The following is a 20468-nucleotide window of genomic DNA, read 5'->3' on the forward strand; positions in this document are numbered from 1 at the left end:
CCAAAGGAGTGGTGAAGATGCCACGACGAGTTCTGTTCATCACCGACGACATGCAGCGTTGGGACACCATCGGCGCGTGGAACGGGCCCCATTCGCAGTACGCGCTGACACCCGTGCTCGACGGGCTGGCCCGCGACGGGGTGCAGTATTGGCGGGCGTACAACCAGAACCCGTTGTGCATGCCGTCGCGGTCGACGATGTTGACCGGGCAGTACCCGCGTACGCACGGGTCGTGGAACAACGGCATCGCCCTGTCGCACGAGTCGAACACGGTGGCGCAGTACCTGAAGGAGAACACGAGTTTCCGGACCGCGCTGATCGGCAAGCCGCATTTCGAGCCGTACTCGTCCGCGCACTCCCTGGAAACTGCGCTGGGGGCGAGCAACACCTACGGCCCGGCTCGAGGCTTCGACACCATGATCACTGCGGGCCATGACCTGGTTCCGCTGCAGGGCCACTACGTCCAGTGGCTCAAGCGCCACTACCCCGAACATCTCAGCGACTACTACGACCTCTTGAACGTGCCGAAGAACCCGGGTGAGCACTCGACGATGAACGTCACCGGCGGAGGTGACACCGGTGCGCCGTTCGTGAAGGACAACCCGATCCCAACGGAGCTGTACCACACCGACTGGGTCGCCGATCACACCATCCGGTGGGTCGACTCGATGGACCCCGAGGACGACTGGTTCTGCTGGATGAGCTTCCCCGACCCGCACCATCCCTACGACCCGCCGGCATCGGAGAAGCACCGCGTCAACTGGCGCGACATCGAAGTCGACGAGCTCTACGGCGAGTCCAACGCGCAACGCGAGGCATGGCTCGATGCCAAGCCCAAGCACTGGAAGTGGTGGTGGACCGGCGAGAAGTTCGTGTCCTTCGAGGCGCTCGAGGGCTACAGCTACATCGACCTACTCGACAACCCCGACAAGATCCGCGAGATCAACGCCAACATCCACATCGAGAACGCGATCATGGACGACGCCATCGGACGGGTGCTCGACCACCTCGAGGCCAAAGGCTGGCTCGACGACACCGACATCATCTTCACACCCGACCATGGCGGCTTGGACGGCGACAACGGCCTGCTCCTCATCGGACCCGCCCTGGTCGACAGCATCACCCGCTGCACCGCACTCTGGAAGCCAGCGCCCTCGCGCAACGTCGCGCCCGCCGACGTCAACGCTCCAGTCGGGCTCATCGACATCCCCGCCACGATCTGTCAGATCGCCGGGGTCGACGTGCCCGAGTGGATGGAGGGGCGACCGCTCCCCGTCTCGGAGGACGACGCCGCAGCACAGGGGCGTGATCACGTGTTCACCCAGTACGAGAGCTACACACCGGATGCTCAGATCAAGATGAACGCGGTCTACGCCGACGGCTGGATCTGCAACGTCTACGAACGAACCGAAACCTACGACGGCAACGAAGGCGAGCTCTACAACGTCGAAGAGGACCCACGCCAACGCAACAACCTCTGGAACGATCCCGCCGAGAGGACGCGGATCGCCGAGATGAGCGACCTGATCTACAACGACCTCCTCAACCGCCCACTGCTGCACCCACTACCCGAACCCGGCGCCCTCATCTGACCAAATGAGACGACGCACCGCGTCGGGGTACCCATCCGCCTTCCGGTCGAGTCGGCTCGTCGTCACGGGACTCCCACGGGTAGCCGAGTGCCCCTGACGAGTTCGCCAACCTGTGAGACGACGACACGCCCATGCTCTTCGGGGCCGTGTACACCAGATCCGAGGTCGCGCAGATGGACTACGACGCCGCCAAGTCGAAGTACGACGACTGAGGGCTGATCGACAACTCCGACTCGGCGACCGCAAGAGTTCGGTGAGCACCTCGACTGCGGTCAGATCGGCCTCGTTGTCGTGGCCGCCGCCAACGTCAGCTCGAAGGTCGATGGGGTACTGGAGCGGGCCAACCAGGTCGCTACGAAGGGGCTGCAGGGAGTGACGCCGAAATCAACAAGGAAATCGCCGAGGCCGTACACGACACGGCCAGCTGATCGACGTCGCGTTGTCCCGCTGCGGTCGAGGGAGGGAGCCACGAGATGGTCTTGAAACAACCGGAGGAGAAGGGCGCTCTGCGGCGTTACCTGCCGATCGTCGATTGGTTGCCGAAGTACGACTGGGGCGGGTGGCTTCGTTACGACCTGCTCGCGGCGCTCACGGTGTGGGCGCTGCTCGTTCCCGAGGCGATGGCCTATGCCGGGATCGCCGGGGTGTCACCCGAGGTCGGGCTGGTCACCGCCCCGTTGGCGTTGCTCGGCTATGCGATCTTCGGGTCGTCCAAGCAGCTGTTCGTCGGGCCGAGCTCGACGGTAGCGATCATCTCAGCGTCGGTGGTCGCGCCGTTGGCCGGCGAGGACGGCGGCCTGTACCTCGCGCTCACGGTCTGGTTGGCGATCTTCACCGGTGTCTTCTTCGTCGCGCTCGGTCTGGCGCGGATGGGGTGGATCGCCAACTTCATGGCGTCGTCGGTGTTGGCCGGGTTCATGGTCGGCCTGGCGATCGTGATCGCCGTCGGCCAGCTCGACAAGATCCTCGGCATCGAGTCCGAGGGCGGCAACGTCCTGCAGGAACTGGAGTCGATGATCGACCAGTTCGGCGACTGGGACTGGCCGACGATCCTCGTCGGAGTGGGGGCGCTGGCGGCGTTGTTCCTGATCGAGAAGTTCCTTCCGAGGACCCCCGGTGCGTTGGTCGTGATGCTGTCGGCGATCGCATTGTCGGCGATCCTCGACTGGGAAGGGGGTGGGATCCACGTGGTCGGTGAGATCCCCGCCGAGCTACCGAGCCTGTCGCTGCCGGAGGTTCCCGAAGGTGATGTGCTCGGTGATCTGATCGGCGGCGCATTGGCGGTGGTCGTCGTGGCGTTCGCCGAATCGTACGCGGCGGCGAAGTCGTACGCGACCAGGTTCGGGTACCAGATCGACGCGAACCAGGAGATGGTCGGTCTCGGAGCGGCGAACCTCGGTGCCGGGTTGAGCGGTGGGTTCGTCGTCGACGGCAGCCTCTCCAAGACCGCCGCCGGCGTCGAGGCCGGCCAGAAGACGCAGATGACCAGTGTGATCGCGGCGGTCTTCGTGTTGATCACGATCGTCGCGTTGACCTGGTTGTTCGAGCCGCTGCCCGAGGCGGTGCTCGGAGCGATCGTCATCCACGCCGTGTGGAAGCTGATCGACTTCACCGAGTTCAAGAGCCTGTGGCGGATCCGCAAGATCGACCACTGGCTCGCCGTCGCCGCGTTCTTGGGTGTCGTGCTGATCGACATCCTGCCCGGCATCGTGATCGGGGTGATCTTGTCGCTGGTCGCGCTGATCTACCGGTCGAGCTTCCCGGAGGGCAGCGAGCTCGGCCGGGTGCCGGTCGATGACACCCACTACGACTACGTCTCCGTCGATGCCAACCCCGACGCCGAGACCTTGCCGAAGGTGGTCGTCTACCGCCAGACCGGCTCGCTGATCTTCTCCAACGCCGAGGCGTTCTCCCAGCAGGCCCGCGAGCTGCTGTGGCGCCGCACCGATCCGCCCGCCGAGCTGCTGATCGTCGACTGCGAGCAGATGGCCGACCTCGACACCACCGGCGCCGAGGGCGTCGTCGCCCTGTTCGACGAACTGCGCGACGCGGACGTCGACATGTGGCTCACCCGACTCCACGGTGACGCCCGCATCACCGCCGAGAAGGCCGGCGTCGTCGAGGCCATCGGCGACGAGCGCATCCTGCCCAATCTCCGCAGCGCCGCGTCGCAGGTGCTGGAGCGGTACCCCGATCTCGCCGGCCCGAGCACCGACGATTGATGCCGGCGGCGCACGTTGCCCAGCGCCCGGTGCCGCAGGGTGGGGTGGTGGAGTGAGTTACTGGCTGCTGGCCGTCACCACGGTGTTCGTGCTGTATGCGCTGTTCTCGCAGCGGTTGAGCAGGACGATGGTCACCGGACCGATGGTCTTCGTCACCGCCGGCATGATCGTCGGCTCCGACGGCCTCGGCGCGATCGACGTCGAGCCGAAGTCGGAAGCCGTCACCCTGCTGCTCGAGGTGACCTTGGCCATCGTGTTGTTCAGCGACGCCACCACCGTCAACAGCAGCTCGTGGCGCAACGAGGCCTACGTCCCCGGCCGCCTGTTGCTCATCGCCCTTCCGCTCACCATCGCCGTCGGGCTCGGCTCGGCGGTCCTGTTGTTCACCGAGCTCGGGATCTGGGAGGTCGCGCTCATCGGCGCGATTCTCGCCCCCACCGACGCGTCACTCGGTCAGGCCGTCATCTCGAATCCACGCGTGCCGCAACGGATCCGTCAAGGTCTCAACGTAGAGAGCGGGCTCAACGACGGCATCGCCCTCCCCCTCGTGCTCGTGTTCCTCGCCGCCGCCGAGGAATCGGCCACGGGAGGGTCGATCGGCCAGGTACTCGGGTTCATCGGCCAAGAAGTCCTCATCGCCGCTGTGGTCGGCATCGGCTTCGGCTGGCTCGGCGGCAAGGCGCTCATCGAGTCGGCCCGCCGGGGATGGATCTCGACGATGTGGACACAGGTCGCAGCGCTCGGCCTCGCCGGCGTCGCCTACGGGCTCGCCGTCCCCCTCGACGGCAGCGGCTTCATCGCCGCCTGGCTCACCGGACTCGTCCTCGGCGCCGTCACCAGAAAAGAGCTCGACGACGACGTGAGCGAGTTCTCCGAATCACTCGGATCCGTGCTAACGCTGGTCAGCTTCCTCGTCTTCGGCGCCGTACTCCTCGGCCCGGCACTCGGAAACCTCACCTGGCAGATCGCGGTCTACGCCGTCCTGTCCCTCGCCGTCGTCCGGATGGTCTCCGTCGCCGGGGCGATGTTCGGCTCTCGGCTGAGCCGGCCATCGGTGCTCTACCTCGGCTGGTTCGGACCCCGCGGGCTGGCCTCGATCATCTTCGCCGGCATCGTCATCGAAGACGCGGTCCTGCCCGGATCGGACACGATCATCGACGTCGTGATGATCACCGTCGCGCTGAGCGTGTACGCACACGGTGCCACCAGCTGGTACGGGTCGGAGCGGTACGCAGACTGGTACCTCCGGGAAGAGTCGGCAGACCCCGACATTCCCGAAGCCGCCGGTGCACCCACGACGCCCGCCCGGAACCTGCTCGACCCGCCCGACCGCTAGCCCATCACACAAAGAGCACTCACGGCCTCGATCACACGAATCGACGGGGTGACCGCAACGCCGGGCGGCTCGCGGCTTGCAGTAAGCACCCTCACCGCCCAGACACCCCTCGTCACCTCGCCTCTGACAACCTCACCCACTCGGTAACCGGCGAAGCCATGGTGACAGCGAGGGTGTGAAAGAGAGTGATTAGGTCGGTTGGCCGGCGGTGTCCAGAAATGGCCTCTGAAATGGGGAAACGTTGTGACTTCCACAACGCAGTGGACCGTCGGGGACTCCAACCCCGCATCTACGAACCAGTCGCCGGGCGGACGACCGCGCCGGTGAGATCGTGACCTATCCCGGGCTTCGATCTCGCTCCGGAGCCACAGTCTCACCCTGCTCGTTGGCAAGTCGACTACCGGCGTCGGGAAGTCTGCGTAACGCCATGCGCAGGCCGACACGTTGCTCGAGTGTGACAAGCCGAGAATCGACGCGGCCTCGGCGGCACCGACCAAGTCATCTACGTCGACACGCCGACCCACGTTCGAATGATACGACTGGGTTGCGACCTTGGACGTGAGGCGCCTCTACTCGAATACATTCAGTGGCCCCGGCGGTGCGCTGACACCCCGGGGCCTGGCCAAGACCTACTTGGGAGTTCCTGACATGGTTGGGATTACGCCCGCGCTTCCCTTTCTCAGTAGGTCACCGGCGCGAACTCGAAGGGCTCCGCGGCCTCCAATTTGTCGGTCAGATCCCCTGCCGAAGCGGTTGACTGACTCAAGCCGAGGCGGCGGGCGCCGGAACCCTCGGTCACGTCCACGCTTTGTAGGTCAACCCACACGACACTTGGCGAGTAGGCGGAATCGAAGTAGTAACGCCGGTCCTTGTGGTCAGCCATTGTCCGCCAGTGCGTCGATGACAGATACGGCGAGTCAATATTCGGTTCGCGAAACGGGACCGATACGTTTCTGATGATCGCAAGTGCCGCAGCAGCTGCTGTGGGTGCATCCGGCATGGGTACAGCTGAGTCCGTGTAGTACTTGGCCCTAACGAACCGATCAGATGCCCTGCCAGTTCCTGGCAACATTACGTCGCCTCCGAGCTGTTCCCAGTAGGTCGAGATCGATAGCTGTTCGGCGTACGGGGGTGAGTTCGTCATCACCGAGTAGGCCGCGGAGTGGTGTATCTGGAGTCGCCCGTCCAAGTACTCGAAAATCGCCGAATCGCCAGTCTCGTCGCTGATCGACATATGCAGCGTCGTTGATCGGTCCTGGCCCGGCACATCCGCCGTTCTCACGACAAACGGTTCAGCTTCGAGGGCCGCCACTGCCTCTGCGACCGTGGAGAACGAGTCGAGGACGTACTGGGCCCACGCTGCGAGGGACAGGGTGGGCGCAGACCCGTCCAAGACTGGATACTGGGATTCCGTCAGCCAGAGCATGTTCGCGACGAGTCCGGCCTCGTTCAAACCGTCGGTGGAAACAGAGTCGTAGGCCGAGGTCACCACGCTTCCGTACCGCGACTTCCACTCGCAGCTGGCCGGGCCCGCTGCACCGTGCCGCTCCATACCTCTTGGAAACAGCCAGATCTCCGTGCCCATTCGCTCGGCCCAATCCATTGATCTGGCCGTGATGACCCGCTGGTCATCACCTGTGTAGACGACTCTTGTGCACACGAAGGGTCCTTTCGACACCGACACGATAGGAGCAGCTTTGCGAGAAGCGCTCGCGAGCTGACGGGTCCCACTCAGGGGTGCACTTCGAGCGGCGGTGCCGGCCAGAGTGATGCCATCTGACGCTCGGTCACGCGGACGATCGCAGGATGCGCGAGGTCTACAGCCGCGCTCAGATGTCATCGAAGCGGGCGCTCGCCCAGGTGCTCGACGAAGCGTTCGAGAATGTCTGGCCCACCACTGGCCCACCGGATTCCGATATGCGTAAAGCCGAGGGGGACAGTTGACCGGGCCGGAACCGTTGGGGTTACTGGCCGGTCAGTTGAGCCCGAGACAGGAATCGAACCTGCGACCCGATGTTTACAAGACAGCATCCTCGCATATGCGTCCTATCTAGTCGGACGTAATCGACTGGTGCCGCTGGTGTCTCGTCGGACGGTATGCGATCGGATCGCATCGCATAGGTCACCGTTGTCCGGTCAGAGGCCGGTCAAACGTCCAACCCTCCTGAACACCGCACCGCCGACCGGGTGGAGCCTGACCCTACGGCGATGCGGTTGACCACGAGAACCAGCCGCTAATCGAACGCCGGACCACCCCCACCGGACTGCGGCCCCGCGTCATACACGTAGACGCCGTAGATGAGCGTGTAGAGGAGCTGCAGCTGGCCGCGAACCGCTGGAACAGCCACATGGTCGCTTTCACTGCGACGCTGGTGCGCACCCCGCGCCCCTGAGCGGCACAACTCACAAGATCTGAACGGAGTACCCCAGGCCATAGATCAGACCGACGGGGTCGAACCCGAGAGCCTCCAGTAGCTCGAGCTGCTCCGCCCGTGCTCGCATGGCAGAGAAGCAGGACCTCGTCGATCGACTAGACGAGCCGTACAGCATCGTGCAATCCAGGAACGGGCGACGCTGTTCGTCGGCCCCACCGAAGAGGTCTACGAGGGAATGGTCGTCGGTGAGAACGTTCGTGCCTAGGACATGGACGTGAACATCACCCGTGAGAAGCAGTTGACCAACATGCGCGCCGCAGGTTCGGGCAACACCCAGAAGCTCACGCCTCCAACCCGTTTCTCCCTGGAGAGGGCGCTGGAGTTCGTCGCCTCCGATGAATGCGTCGAGGTCACACCCGAGGCGATCCGCCTCCGCAAGGTGCAACTCGACGCGGGCAAGCGCGCCCGCTCCTTGAAGGCACACAAGGCGGCGCGTGCCTGATCCAGGCGTCCCTCGCCCAAGTCACTGATCCGCGCCGGTCGCGGGTGGATCGAGCAGGAGCGGCGGGCACACCGAGGGGCGAGCAGTAGCCTCTGGACCCATGTCGGCCGCGATCACAGCGCCCCGCTCGGTGGCTGTGATCGCGTTCGCCTGCCTGTTCGCAGGGTGCGTGGGGGACGGCGGAGTCAACGGGGACGACGCAGGCGGTACCCCCACGACCGTCGAGTCGGCTCCGACCTCGACCTCCACGAGCACAACGTCAACCACCTCCTCGGTTCCACCGGATCTGTCCCAGGTCGCCCCGGAACCCGACGGGACCCTCTCGCCGCCGGCAGGAGTCCGCCGGCCATGGAGTGCGACTGTGCCCGGACTGCTCACGTTCCGCGGCAACCCGACCCGCAGCTACTACGGCAAGGGCCCAGTGCCTGCCGCGCCGGAGATCCGTTGGACGTATCCCGCCTCGGGCGCCATGTGCGCCGATTCGACTGTTGGTGACGAGACGAAACAGTGGTGCGGCACGGGGTGGACGGGCCAGCCCGCGGTGTTCAACCGTGACGGTCGGCAGTGGGTGGTCTTCGGGGCATACGACCGCGCGGTGCACTTCGTCGACAGCACTGACGGCAGCGACATCCTCACTCCCTTCGCTACCGGCGACTTGATCAAAGGTTCGGTCACGGTCGACCCCGACGGCTTCCCACTCGTCTACACCGGCAGCCGTGACAACCACTTCAGGGTCCTCGCGATCGACCGTGGGGGCGAGGCCGTGGAGTTGTGGCGGCTCTCGGCCACCGATGTCGGCCCGACCCTCTGGAACAACGACTGGGACGGCTCCGCGCTCGTGCTGGATGACTGGCTGATCGTGGGTGGTGAGAACAGCCAGTTGCATGTCGTGCAGCTGAACCGTGGATATGACGCCGAAGGTCGGGTCACGGTCGCCCCGCAGCTCATCTTCAACACACCGGGATGGGACGACCAGGTGATTGCGGACCTCGCAGGGAACCGGGCGAACGAGATGTCGATCGAGAACTCTGTGGCCGTCTGGGGCGACACCGTGTACTTCGCCAACTCGGGTGGCCTCGTGCAGGGTTGGGACCTGGCGCCGTTGCGAATGGGCGGCACGCCGACACGCACCTTCCGCTTCTGGACCGGCGACGACACCGACGCCTCGGTCGTGATCGACGAGGACGGCTTCCTCTACGTGGCGGTCGAGTTCGAACGCGCGAACGCGCAGGGTCGTTTCCTGGGCCAGCTGATGAAGCTGGACCCGCGCAGGCCCGATGATCCATACGTCTGGTCCTACAAGGACCAGGGCGACATTCCTGCAGGCTTCTGGGCGACACCGGCATTGCTCGACACCGTCGTTATCGCCCCGACCGATGGCGGTGAGGTGCTCGCACTGGACCGCATGACCGGAGAGAAGCTGTGGAGCTTCGAGTTGACCGGACCCACATGGCAATCGCCGGTGGTGGTCGACGAGAAACTCGTGCAGGGAGACTGCAACGGCACCTTGCACGGTTACGACGTGAGCAATGAAAGGATCCAGCCTCCCGAACTGTGGTCGGTGGACGTCGGTGGATGCATCGAGTCGACACCTGCTCTGTGGGAGGGCCGCCTGTTCGTGGGTACCCGCGGCGGCCGCTTCTTCTCCCTCGGAGACATCACACCACCCTGATGCGCAGTTGCCTGACCGCGGCTCAGCCGGCCGGATTCTCCCCGGGGCGGATGTGGCGCCACTCCCTGCGGATCTCGCCCACATCGCACTGATTGCACAGAAAGTGATCGACGTATCCGACGATCGATAGTTGGCTACCGCGCGACTTGTCGATCACAGGTCGCTTCTCCAGTGCCGCCTCCCCCCTATGCGTGGCCGTGGGCCATCGGGGATGATGGATTTCGGGCGGAACCGCATCCGCAAGACGCGCCGCGGTCGAACCACACAACGATGGGGCCTCCCGTCACGAAGTAGCGACCCGAATGGAGCTGGGGAGATGAAACGACTTATCGCCACCGCACTTACCGTGGCTGCAGTTCTGACGATTGCGCTGATCAGTGGCCCGGCCGGAGCCCAGACCACGACGGATGTGTACGTAGTGCACGGACTGAATCTGGACGGTCAGACAGCGCAGACGGACGGTGGCACGAATGTCACCGTATGTGCCAACGGCGCCGAGCTGATCGGTGACTTCGAGTTCGGCCAGATCGTCGGCCCGACGGCGCTGACCAGCGGCACAGCCGTCGACATCGTCGTCTACGGCGGAGCCAACGTCGACTGCGCCGACCCGGGCCAGGCCAATGCGCTGATCACCCAGAGCGTCACACCCACCGGCGGCGCCGTTGCCCTGGTCGCCACATCGGCTGCCAACACGCTCGCCCTGACGCCATACCCGCTGAACTCGGACTGCGTCGACGAGGGTTCCGGTCGCCTAACCGCTGCCCACGCCTCGGGTGATACCCCTGAGGTGACAGTGCTCGTCGCTGGCGACCCGGTCGGCAACCTGACCTTCGGCAACTCACTCGACGCCGACCTGCCCGCCGCCTCCTACGACGTGCAGGTGAACCTGGGCGACACAGCGGTGGTCGGCCCGGCCTCAATCCCGGTTGCGGCTCAGGCCAATACGCTCGTGTTCGTGGTCGGGAATATCGCTGGCGATGACGGCTCCACTCCTGTCGTGCCCCTTGTTGGCGAGGACCAGCTCGAGCAGTGCGAGACGACAACCACGACGACAACCGCAGGTGACACGACAACCACGGTCGCCCCTGCGCCCAGTGCTGTCGCCCCGGCCACCGCTACCCAGTCTGGCGCAGCTCCCCTCGCCATCACGGGCTGACGCGAATCCCTGCTCGCCCCCACTCTGTTCTCTAGGTGGTGAGAAACCGCGATGCACGCGAAACGGCTGAACCGCTCAGCCCCTTCTGCTGCGCTGGGTTCCAAGCCGCGCACCGGGGGGAGGATCCCTCGTTTGGTTGAGGGCCCCAAGTAGCCGTCGGCCACCGTCCGTCGAAGAGTCCGGGACTACGTGGCTACATCCAGGGCTACATCGTGGTCCAGGCCAGCGGTCGACGGGCGAGCACGCCGGTGCTGAATCGCACCATTACTGGGTTCTCGCTAGAGCCCGAGACAGGAATCGAACCTGCGACCTGCTGTTTACAAGACAGCTGCTCTGCCAACTGAGCTACTCGGGCGGGGCTTCCGCGTTATGCACCGCGGGATGCTCCGCGGATTGTAAACGAGGTCCTTCCGGCTCCCCGATCTCGTGGGTGAGGGCGATCGTGCTTACCGAAGCATGGCGCAGTCGCAGAACGCACGGGGTCGGCGGGCCTTCGCGATTCCGACTGGCCTCTGGCGCGCGGAGGACTTTCGGATCTACCCGGGCGGCCCCGCAATCGGCCTCTGTTAGGTCCTAGCTGCACGAGGTCAACATCTGCCGAACTGGCCAGGGAACAGCGCCGTATCACAGGCGGGCTACGTTACGGCGGGTGTCCGAGAGCCGAAGCATTAATGACCAACTCGCGGCGGCGTTGGACGAGGCTCTGAAGCCGCACCAGGACTGGGCGGGAACCTGGACCTTGTCCAAGGCCGGAAACGCTCTTGATTGGCTGCAGAGCGCCGATGCGGTATTCCGAGAGCTGTCCGACGGCGAGGTGGGTCTGCTCGACGTAGTAGTCCTCGACGCTGCCGAGGTCCGCCAGCGTCGGGCGGAAGGCGTTCTGACCGCCGCAGACGCTCAGCTGGAAACCGCAGAGGAGCTCTTTGGAGAACTGAACCGCGACGGCAATAGCGACTCCGAGACAGGAGCACGTCTCTGGTTCCAGACGCAGCTGCTCGTGATCGGGGCAGCTGTATGCGGTGAGGTACTCGGCTGGAGCCCGTGTGGCCACTACGGCCAATTGGAGTCGGAGGTTGTGGCGGTCAGCTCCTTCAGAGGCCCCCGGATAGATGACTTGGTTCCCTCTGATGCACCGGAAGACAACCACCCGCGAGATCGGGGTACTGATCAGCGTCGATGAGAACCTCGAGTGGCCGTGGCAACGCGCAAGCTCAGCAAGGATGCGCCCGCAGCTGCACTGGAGGTGGGAACGAGGCACGTGGAGCTGAGCAGCTCGACCCCCTCTTGATCGCATCAGCCTCCCAAGCAGAAGGTCTGTAGTACCGCAGTCGGGCACCTCACGGACCAGCGTTCCACGTTGACCCATCCCGCGTTCCCAAACCTGGCTGGCAATGCCTGCCACCTTGCTTGTTAGCCCCACGGAGGAAGCAAACCGCGGACCTCCCACTCGGGCGGGACTTCCGCGGTTTACACCGCGGAAAGCTCCGCGGATTGTAAACGAGGTTCGAACGTTGTCCTCAGCCGGCCATCGCCTCAATTGGCATGCCGGCCCACCCGGATCCAGTACCAGGGCAGCGCGAGCAGGTTCGGAGCTGAAACGGCCACCAGTAGGGCAATCGTGGTTGTCCCGGGGTCGGCCATCAGGACGATCGGCAAGATCATGGAAGCAAGCAGCAGGCCGAGCAGCGGCAGGCGAATCGCGTAGTTGCGATACCGACCGGACAACGTCAGGAGGCCGCCGCTCGTGGGCAAGAGCGCTCCGGCCCTCGTGGTCCCCGCACGATGGCATCCGCGTTGGGAACCAGCATCACCGATGCGGCGATCAGCCAGGACATGGCGAGCTTCATGCCACGAAGCCAGACGGAACCGGTGACAGCGCCGCGTTCACCCCCTCGATCATTCATCTGTCCGGGCTCCCTGGAGTTGCACAGCCAGCAGCAACCACGGCTGGTCCGCGCCCTGCTTGTCGGCTGGATCGTTCATCGGCAAGCCGGGTCCACTACCTGAGGGGGCAGACCGCGAAGGGAACTGGTGCCGGGGCTCAGAGGCCCAGATGCTGGATCAGGAACGCCGACCAGAGAGGGTCGACCTCCGATCGGTACTTGTTGTAGAGCCCCAGCGCGTGTGTGCCCTCGCCGTAGTAGTAGGCCGAACCCGCGTCCACGCCCGCAGCGAGAGCGAGGGCCTCGGTCTGCATGGTGCACTCGAAGGGCACGGCGGCATCGAACTCAGAGGCGAGGTGGTGGACCGGAGCATCCGACGAGTCAATGTCCTCTGGGAGGTACTGGCAACCCGATGCCGCCAGTGCGGCTGCGACCGACGAGTCAAAGGCGAGGTCGGTGCCCACCGTGCCGGGGTCATCGGAGCGCTGGGCGACATTCACCGCCGTGACCGCACCGGCGGACGTTCCACCGACCGCCACGCGGGTCGGGTCGGCCCGGAGCAACAGGGCGTTGGCGCGCACCCAGCGGATAGCGGCCTGCGCATCGTGCTGCGCAGCGATGATCGCCGCCGTGCAACGCGCCGTCTCCTGCTCGAGCTCCGTGGGGTCGGTGATCTCGCCGTCCTGCAACTCCTGACACCGGTTGCCCGGGTCCACCCGGTAGTTGATCGACAGAGTGACGTACCCGCGCTTGGCCCACGCCGCCGCAAGGGGCGAGAGGCTGGACTTGTCCCCGCCCTTGAATCCGCCCCCGTGGATCCACACGATCACGGGTCGCTCGGCCAGAGTGTCCAACACCGGCTCGGTCCAGTCGAGAACGAGGTCGACAGGCTGGCCCGACACCAGGTCAGGAGCGCTCGCGTACACGACGTCGTACGTGGTCCGGGTGCTCGCGAACACCTCCTCGGCATACCGCTCGGTGCCGAGCGGTGCCGGCGCCCGGTTCGTGCACGCTGTCGCCAGCAACGCCGTCACCACGAGAAGCAGTGGAGTCAATCTGCGCATCAGCCAATCTCCTGTCGCCTCAGGCCCGCGGGGCCCGCCATGCCGGTCCCTTCGCCCCGGACCGTTGGTGGAAGGGTAACTGCTGGTCCGCCGACGGTCACGGCCGACCCGTCAGGCGAGCACGCCCTGGCCGGCGAGATATTCGTGCACGAGGGGCACGACCGAGGCACCCTCGCCGGCAGCGGCAGCCACCCGCTTCATCGAGCCCGAACGCACGTCGCCAACCGCGAACACGCCGGGAACGGTGGTGGCGAGGTTCGGGGGCGGCGTGCTGTCGACCCACAGCTCCTGGGGCACATTGCTGCCCGTCAGAACGAAGCCACGGTCATCGACCGCCACCGCGGGCGGCAGCCACTCGGCGTGCGGAGTGGCGCCCAGCAGGAGGAACAGCCCGGCAGCGGGCCGCTCCCGGCGCTCGCCCGTGCCGACGTCCTCGGTCGTGATCGACTCGAGCCACACATCGCCGCCACCGCCCACAACCCTTGTCGAGCCCTCGACGGTGATCCGCGGCGTGTTCTCTGTCTCGGTGATCAGGTACTGAGACATCGTGTCGGACAGGTCCGCTCGGCGGATCAGGATCGTGACCGAGTGGGCGAAGCGCGCGATGTGGATTGCAGCCTGTCCGGCGGAGTTGCCACCTCCCACCACGAATGCGTCCTTGCCCTCGAGCTCGCGTGCGGCGGTGAGGGCAGCGCCGTAGTAGACGCCGCGGCCGAGCCGGTCCTCGACCGACTCCACACCGAGCTTGCGTTACTCGACGCCGGACGACACGACCACAGCCCTGGCACGCACGTCACCACAGGCGGTGCGCAGCAGATGGGGTTCCCCGTTGCCGGGCACCAGGTCCTCGACCTCCCAGCCGATGTAGAAACGCGTGCCGAACCGCTGGGCCTGGAACCGCGCCCGAAGGCCCAGGCGCTTGCCCGAGATCCCCTGGGGGAAACCCAGGTAGTTGCGGATCATCGAGCTCGTCGACGCCTGACCGCCGATCGCCCCCGACTCGAGCACCACGGTGCTGAGCCCCTCCGAGCTGCCGTAGACGGCGGCGGCCAGTCCTGCCGGGCCTGCTCCCACAACGGCGAGGTCGACAACACCGTCGAAGGACTTCTCGGACATCGAGGAGTAGATCGACGATGCCAGGTCGCGAACGGAACTCACGGCCATCGGCTCCCGCTGCATCAGCCACACGACCGGCAGGTCGGCGCCGGGCAGCACCGACAGCGCCTCCCGACCCACCTCGGAGTCGGGTGGGTACACCTCGCTCGAGGCACCCATCCGATCCATGAAGTCCTGGAGGTCCTGCACCAGGGCATCCACCCCCGGTGCGATGATCCTCGCCACGACCACCTCCGGGTCCACCGCCGTGGAGTTCCACTCGGACAGCAGGTCGGTGATCGAGTTGTGGAACTCCTCGTCGCGCACGCCCTGGGGCATGATCAGGTAGCTGTCGAAGGTGCCCCGCGACATCTCCGGACGCCACACGGGGCCCTGCTCGAGGTAGCGCTCCACGGGCGGCGCCACCACGCGGCGAGCAGTCGGCGAGGCCGCCCTCCACTGAGCCATCGCATCGCGTAGGTCCGTGTCGGGCAGCAGGCTGTCGGACACGAACATTGCGACCGGCACCCCTGCACCGATGGCCGAGTTTGCCTCGTCGAGGGCCTCGGCACAGGACCGGGCGGTGCGCAGGTCGTACTCGCGCCCGTAACGCCAGAACGCGTCACGGAGATCTTCGCAGTGCTCCTCGGAGACGAGCACGATGACCGGGGAGCCCCTTTCGGGGCCAGACTCATTGCTCACGGGCGGCATCGTAAGCCAACAGCGCCACGGTCAGCGGCCGTGCCGCCGGTCGGCAAAGATGGCCACCATGGCCTACCGGGACTTCGTCAACTGGCTCTCCTCCACCAAGGTAGGGGGATGGCTCACACGCCAGACCGCGGCGCGCATCGATCCGTGGATCTACCGAAAAACCAACGGGCGCTGGGTGATGGCGGGTCGACCCACGATTCCCCAGGTGATCCTCACCACGACCGGCCGCAAGTCGGGCCAGAAGCGCGACGTGCAGCTGGCGGCCCTGCACGACGGCGACGACTTCGTGGTGGTGGCATCCAACTTCGGCCAGGAGCACCATCCGGGCTGGATGTACAACCTCGAAGCCGACCCCAAGGCCTGGGTCAACTCCGACGGGGTCGACTTCGAGGTCAATGCCCACTCGATGAGCGCGGAGGAGAAAGAGGAGATCTGGCCGCGACTGCACGAGATCGTGCCCCAGTTCCGCACATATCTCACCCGCACCGACCGCGACATCCGGATCTTCAGGCTGAGTCCCACCTGACGCTGCCCGCCCCGGCGGCCGGTCGCACGGACCGCACCGCGACCCCTGCAAGACTGGCCGGGTGGGAGCCCCGGTAACCCCAGACCGCACGACGATCCGCAAGGTCGTCACCTGGTCGGTGGCGGCCGCCGCTGTGCTGGCGTTCGTCGGGATCATCGCGTTCTGGCCGACGGGTGAAGCGCCGTCGCTCGGGTTCCCCCAGGACGACTACTTCGACGCGACGGTCACGAAGATCTCGGTGGACGAATGCCAGAGCCTCGAGATCGTGTCTGCCGTCGACTGCTCCATCGCCACCTTCGAACTCACCTCCGGCCCCGATGCGGGAGCCACCGGGCAGTTCGTCGTGGCGGCTGACGACCTCGACCTGCCGAGCGTGGCAGAGGGCGACGCCGTGATCGTGCTCGATGTGCCGACCTCGCCCGAGCCGTACCGCTACGTATTCGTGGACTTCCAGCGCACCAGCTCGCTGTGGGTACTCGCAATCCTCTTCGTTGTAGTCGTGGTGGCATTCGGGCGCTGGCACGGCGTGCGGGCGTTGCTCGGGCTGGCAGCAGGCGGACTAATCCTGATCGCCTTCGTGGTTCCGTCGCTGCTGCGGGACAACCCTGCCGTATGGGTCGCGCTCGCCGGCACGGTCGCGATCGCCGTACTCGCGCTGTACCTGGCGCACGGATTCGACTTCTCCACCACGGTCGCGCTCGCCGGCACCCTCGTGGCCCTGCTCGTTACCACCCTGTTGGCCCTGGTGGCCTCGTCGTTCGCGAACCTGACTGGCCTCGGCGACGAAGACGCCCAGGTGCTGCGAATCACCGCCGACGCCCTCGACCTGCGAGGTCTGCTGGTCGCTGGAATCGTCGTGGGCGCGCTCGGCGTCATCGACGACGTGACGGTCACCCAGGTGTCGACAGTGGCAGCGCTGCGGCGGGCGGACCCCACGATGGGCCCATGGGCGCTCTACAGCGAGGCCGTGAGGGTGGGACGCGACCACATCGCGTCGACGGTCAACACCCTCGTGCTCGCCTACGCGGGCGCGGCTCTGCCTCTCGTACTGCTCTTCGCACAGGGCAGCGCTCCGGTTGCACGGATCCTCACCGGTGAGGTCGTGGCAGTGGAGATCATCCGGATGCTCGTGGGTTCCATCGGCCTGGTCTTGTCGGTGCCGATCACAACCGCACTTGCTGCGGCAACGCTCGAACCCTCCGATGTCGGGCACCACGACCACGGCGGTCACGTCCACGGCGCACCGGCAAGCCACGTCACTGTTCCCGCCGACTCGAGCAAGCCGGAGTCGGGCGAAACCACGCCGCCAGGTGGCAACGGGCCGAAGGCGGCAACGCCCCCGGATGCCGACGACGCCGCCTGGGAGGAGTTCTCGGGCGACGACCGGGACTTCTGGGACGGCTAACCCTGGCGCCAGGCCTCGGCGATGGGCCCCTCGGCCCAAAGTGTTGGGTCGGAAGGCCCGTCAGCCCCAGCATTCTCCTCATTGGAGGAGGCTGAGGCACTCCTCACCATGGAGGCATGACCCGCAACACCCCCCGCATACTCCTCGCAGCATTCGCCACCGCCGCCATGGTGCTGGCCATCGGTGCCGCAGGTTCCAGCACCGCCGCCGCCGATGGCACCACCACGACGGCACCGGCACCCGAGCGTGTACCCACCACGGCTGCACCCACCACAGCGGTACCCACCACGGCAGCGCCGACCACCGCAATTCCCACCACAGCGGTACCCACACCGACTGTGGCACCGACAACAGCGCCACCCACCACGGCTGCACCCACCACGGCTGCACCAGCGGCTGGGCCTGCGAAGGGCCAGGAGCAGCCGGCGGCCACCACCACGACCGCCGCTCCTGCACCCCTGATCCAGGCGGCCGTCCAGGAGCAGGCTCCGAAGCCGAACGGCACCCTGAAGTCGCTCTGCGAGGCCAACGGCGAGAACTACTGGAAGGTCATCGTGAAGGTGCCCGGCCAGTTCCGGCTCAAGATCGGCAGGACCAAGGTCAACCTCGGCCACCTCGAGCTCGGCACCTACGGCGTGCCCGCCAACAGCGCCGGTCAGCACATCACCACCCCGGCTACCAACGGCAAGGACAGGACCACCCTGCAGGTTCACCACAAGGACAAGTGGAAGAAGACGAACCGCCGCAGCGCCAACCACAAGCCCTGCGCGGCGCCCACGACGACTACGTCCACCACCACTTCCACGACTACAACCTCCTCCACGACCACCACCTCGACGACCACAACGACCTCCACGACGGTGCCCGAGACAACGAGCACCACCTCCACGACGGTGCCCGAGTCGACAACCACGACTCCGCCGCCAACCGTGCTTCCCGCCGCGGCAGTCGCAGCCGAGGCCAGTACTGCGCCAGAGGCGAGCGCAGAGGCAGTGGGGCTACCGCAGGCAGCCGTCGCCGGAGCGAGCCAGGAGCGTGGTTCCAACCAGGAAACGCTGGCCTTCACGGGCTCGGACAACTCACTCGCCCTTGCAGGCCTCGCCCTTCTCGCCATCGGCGTGGGAGTCGTCGCCACAACGCGGCGTCACCAAGGAACCTGAACAGTCGTACAAGCGCAACACATTGGGGGGTCCGAGGGCCTGCTGGACGAGACCGACCTCCTCCAGCAGGCCTTCTTGCGTATCGTGGGAGACGATGGACAAGCCAGGTTTCGAACGCCTCTACGGCCTCCTCGGTGAGGCTGGCCCCACGCTGCCCGACACCGAGCCCCCCGACTCGCTGTGGGGCCGTATCGAAGCCGAGGCCGACGTCGAGATCGTCGGTGCCGGCAGCATCGTGGAGTACTCGGTCGGTGCCGACGACACGCTCTTGGCCACCGGTTCCGACTGGGAACGGTTCGCCCTCGACAACGACGCACCGGAGATGGTCGACCCGGATCCATCACGCACCCTGTGGAGCTACATCGCTGACGACAGAGCCCGCGACCTGTGGCAGCTGGTCGTGTCGCGCGTCCGCAGCACGGGATCGGCGGCGACGGTGCCGTTCCGCTGCGATGCGCCCGACACGCGGCGCTGGTTCGAGATGACGGTCACACCTGCGGCCGACGGTCGGGTCGACTTCCGCTCGGTGCTGCTGTTCGAGGAGCGTCGCCCCGACGTCGCCCTGATGGACCGCTCGACTGAGCGTGACGGATCCGCACCGATGGTCAGGGTCTGCTGCTGGTGCGGCCGGGGCGATGACGGCAGCGGATGGGTATCAGTCGATGAGCTCGTGTACCGCAACCGCATGCTCGAGCAGCCACCGGCTCCCGAAGTCGAACACGTCATCTGCGACAACTGTGTCCGACAGATGACCGCGGAAGCCGACCGGCTCAGCACCGGGCCGTAGGGATCGGCGGGTCGCGTCCATAGCGCGGCAGCATGAGAATCGTTCGGTCACAGCCGATGCACACCCGCTTGTTGGCCGGATGCGCGGCCGCTGTCGCTCTGCTCGCTACCCGGCGGCACCGACCCCGCCCCCGCCAACGCAGACGAGTCCTATGTCGGCACCTACTCCAACTCGTACGTCGGCGAAGTCGAGGTCGTGTCCACCGACGACGGCCTCGTGTTGCTCATGGGACCCGCACCACTCGAGTTCCCACTCGAGCATGCCGACGCGGATACGTTCGTCTACCTCGACGCTCCGGAGCTGCCCGACTACCCGCCCTCGCGGAGTTCGTGGTGCCGGCCGACTCCGACCTGGCGACCACGGTCACGCTGTCGTCACTCAACGGCGGCGGGTTGGGCACGCTCGAGCGGAGCACCTGACCGTCGGACCTACGGGGCAACGGGCTCAAGGACCTGGCGCCGGCGGTGCTCGAACACCAAGGACGTGCGCTCGTCCACGACACCGGGCGCTCGGGCTATCCGGTCAAGCACCGATGAACGCAGCACGTCCACACTCGGCACGGACAGGTGGACCAACGCGTCCTCGATGCCGGTGACCAGGGTGACGGACAGCGTCTCCGGAAGCTCCCACATGGCTTCAACGAAGCCATCCACCACCTCACTCGTCTTGGGCCTCAGCCTGACAGCGACCATGGCCTGAACGGGGCGGCCGAGTGCTGCTGGGTCGACCTCTGCGGAGTAGCCGCTGATGACCCCGCTGCGCTCCAGCTCCCTGACCCGGTCCAGGCAGGTGGACGGCGCCACACCGACCGCCTCGGCGAGGGCCTTGTTGGTCTGCCGTGCATCTGACTGGAGTTGAGCCAGGATCCGAGCGTCTGTGCGGTCAATATTCGTCATCACGGGGATTTTAGCGAATCTATGAATGATTTGGTCGCCAGTTCTCGCACTATTCGACACAATTGTATCCACTCACCGAATCATCG

At 66.0% G+C, this 20468-nt stretch carries 16 protein-coding genes, 1 tRNA gene and 2 pseudogenes; 13 read left to right on the forward strand and 6 right to left on the reverse strand.

Going from position 1 to position 20468, the window contains the following annotated elements; genetic code table 11:
* The first annotated feature begins 17 nt into the window (after positions 1 to 17).
* The 3 genes from GY812_10865 (at position 18) to GY812_10875 (ending at position 5150) form a co-directional block, all read left to right on the forward strand.
* On the forward strand, positions 18 to 1592 hold the full coding sequence (locus GY812_10865; protein MCP4435977.1) for a sulfatase-like hydrolase/transferase: 1575 nt from the start codon (positions 18 to 20) through the stop codon (positions 1590 to 1592).
* A gap of 479 nt (positions 1593 to 2071) precedes the next feature.
* On the forward strand, positions 2072 to 3814 hold the full coding sequence (locus GY812_10870; GenBank protein ID MCP4435978.1) for a SulP family inorganic anion transporter: 1743 nt from the start codon (positions 2072 to 2074) through the stop codon (positions 3812 to 3814).
* A 52-nt stretch (positions 3815 to 3866) separates the two neighbouring features.
* Positions 3867 to 5150, forward strand: a complete 1284-nt coding sequence (locus GY812_10875; protein ID MCP4435979.1) for a sodium:proton antiporter — start codon at positions 3867 to 3869, stop codon at positions 5148 to 5150.
* A gap of 679 nt (positions 5151 to 5829) precedes the next feature.
* Here GY812_10875 and GY812_10880 read toward each other — a convergent pair.
* A complete protein-coding gene (locus GY812_10880) occupies positions 5830 to 6810 on the reverse strand; it encodes a linear amide C-N hydrolase (protein MCP4435980.1) in 981 nt (326 codons plus the stop codon).
* A 146-nt stretch (positions 6811 to 6956) separates the two neighbouring features.
* Between GY812_10880 and GY812_10885 the strand changes: the two genes are divergently transcribed.
* The 4 genes from GY812_10885 (at position 6957) to GY812_10900 (ending at position 10855) form a co-directional block, all read left to right on the forward strand.
* Positions 6957 to 7094 (forward strand): hypothetical protein, encoded by a 138-nt coding sequence (locus GY812_10885; protein MCP4435981.1) that lies wholly within the window; start codon positions 6957 to 6959, stop codon positions 7092 to 7094.
* Between the two features lie 705 nt (positions 7095 to 7799).
* On the forward strand, positions 7800 to 8027 hold the full coding sequence (locus GY812_10890) for a hypothetical protein (protein MCP4435982.1): 228 nt from the start codon (positions 7800 to 7802) through the stop codon (positions 8025 to 8027).
* 100 nt (positions 8028 to 8127) lie between these two features.
* A complete protein-coding gene (locus GY812_10895) occupies positions 8128 to 9699 on the forward strand; it encodes a PQQ-binding-like beta-propeller repeat protein (protein ID MCP4435983.1) in 1572 nt (523 codons plus the stop codon).
* 316 nt (positions 9700 to 10015) lie between these two features.
* Positions 10016 to 10855, forward strand: coding sequence for a DUF4397 domain-containing protein (locus GY812_10900; protein MCP4435984.1), 840 nt, complete (start codon positions 10016 to 10018; stop codon positions 10853 to 10855).
* Between the two features lie 282 nt (positions 10856 to 11137).
* Here GY812_10900 and GY812_10905 read toward each other — a convergent pair.
* Positions 11138 to 11210 (reverse strand) — tRNA-Thr (locus GY812_10905).
* 294 nt (positions 11211 to 11504) lie between these two features.
* Here GY812_10905 and GY812_10910 point away from each other — a divergent pair.
* Positions 11505 to 12035 (forward strand): hypothetical protein, encoded by a 531-nt coding sequence (locus tag GY812_10910; GenBank protein MCP4435985.1) that lies wholly within the window; start codon positions 11505 to 11507, stop codon positions 12033 to 12035.
* Between the two features lie 353 nt (positions 12036 to 12388).
* Here the strand turns inward: GY812_10910 and GY812_10915 are convergent, their stop codons facing one another.
* From GY812_10915 to GY812_10925, 3 genes and pseudogenes are all read right to left on the reverse strand, one after another.
* Positions 12389 to 12607, reverse strand: a complete 219-nt coding sequence (locus GY812_10915) for a hypothetical protein (GenBank protein MCP4435986.1) — start codon at positions 12605 to 12607, stop codon at positions 12389 to 12391.
* Positions 12608 to 12896: 289 nt separating this feature from the next.
* Complete coding sequence (locus GY812_10920; protein ID MCP4435987.1) at positions 12897 to 13802, reverse strand: alpha/beta hydrolase; 906 nt, start codon at positions 13800 to 13802, stop codon at positions 12897 to 12899.
* A 111-nt stretch (positions 13803 to 13913) separates the two neighbouring features.
* A pseudogene (locus GY812_10925) lies at positions 13914 to 15608 on the reverse strand (FAD-dependent oxidoreductase).
* Positions 15609 to 15666: 58 nt separating this feature from the next.
* On the opposite strand from GY812_10925, the gene GY812_10930 reads away from it, so the two are divergent.
* The 5 genes and pseudogenes from GY812_10930 (at position 15667) to GY812_10950 (ending at position 19768) form a co-directional block, all read left to right on the forward strand.
* Entirely contained in the window at positions 15667 to 16134 is a 468-nt protein-coding gene (locus tag GY812_10930; protein ID MCP4435988.1) for a nitroreductase family deazaflavin-dependent oxidoreductase, read from the forward strand.
* A gap of 61 nt (positions 16135 to 16195) precedes the next feature.
* Positions 16196 to 17539: a YibE/F family protein gene (locus GY812_10935; protein ID MCP4435989.1), complete on the forward strand. Its 1344-nt coding sequence runs from the start codon at positions 16196 to 16198 to the stop codon at positions 17537 to 17539.
* 116 nt (positions 17540 to 17655) lie between these two features.
* Positions 17656 to 18699: a hypothetical protein gene (locus GY812_10940; GenBank protein ID MCP4435990.1), complete on the forward strand. Its 1044-nt coding sequence runs from the start codon at positions 17656 to 17658 to the stop codon at positions 18697 to 18699.
* A 94-nt stretch (positions 18700 to 18793) separates the two neighbouring features.
* Positions 18794 to 19486 (forward strand): hypothetical protein, encoded by a 693-nt coding sequence (locus GY812_10945; GenBank protein MCP4435991.1) that lies wholly within the window; start codon positions 18794 to 18796, stop codon positions 19484 to 19486.
* 90 nt (positions 19487 to 19576) lie between these two features.
* Positions 19577 to 19768 (forward strand): annotated as a pseudogene (locus GY812_10950) (DUF3471 domain-containing protein).
* A gap of 146 nt (positions 19769 to 19914) precedes the next feature.
* On the opposite strand, the gene GY812_10955 reads toward GY812_10950, so the two are convergent.
* On the reverse strand, positions 19915 to 20382 hold the full coding sequence (locus tag GY812_10955) for an Lrp/AsnC family transcriptional regulator (protein ID MCP4435992.1): 468 nt from the start codon (positions 20380 to 20382) through the stop codon (positions 19915 to 19917).
* Positions 20383 to 20468: the final 86 nt, after the last annotated feature.

This window comes from Actinomycetes bacterium (genome assembly GCA_024222295.1).
Lineage (GTDB): Bacteria > Actinomycetota > Acidimicrobiia > Acidimicrobiales > Microtrichaceae > JAAEPF01.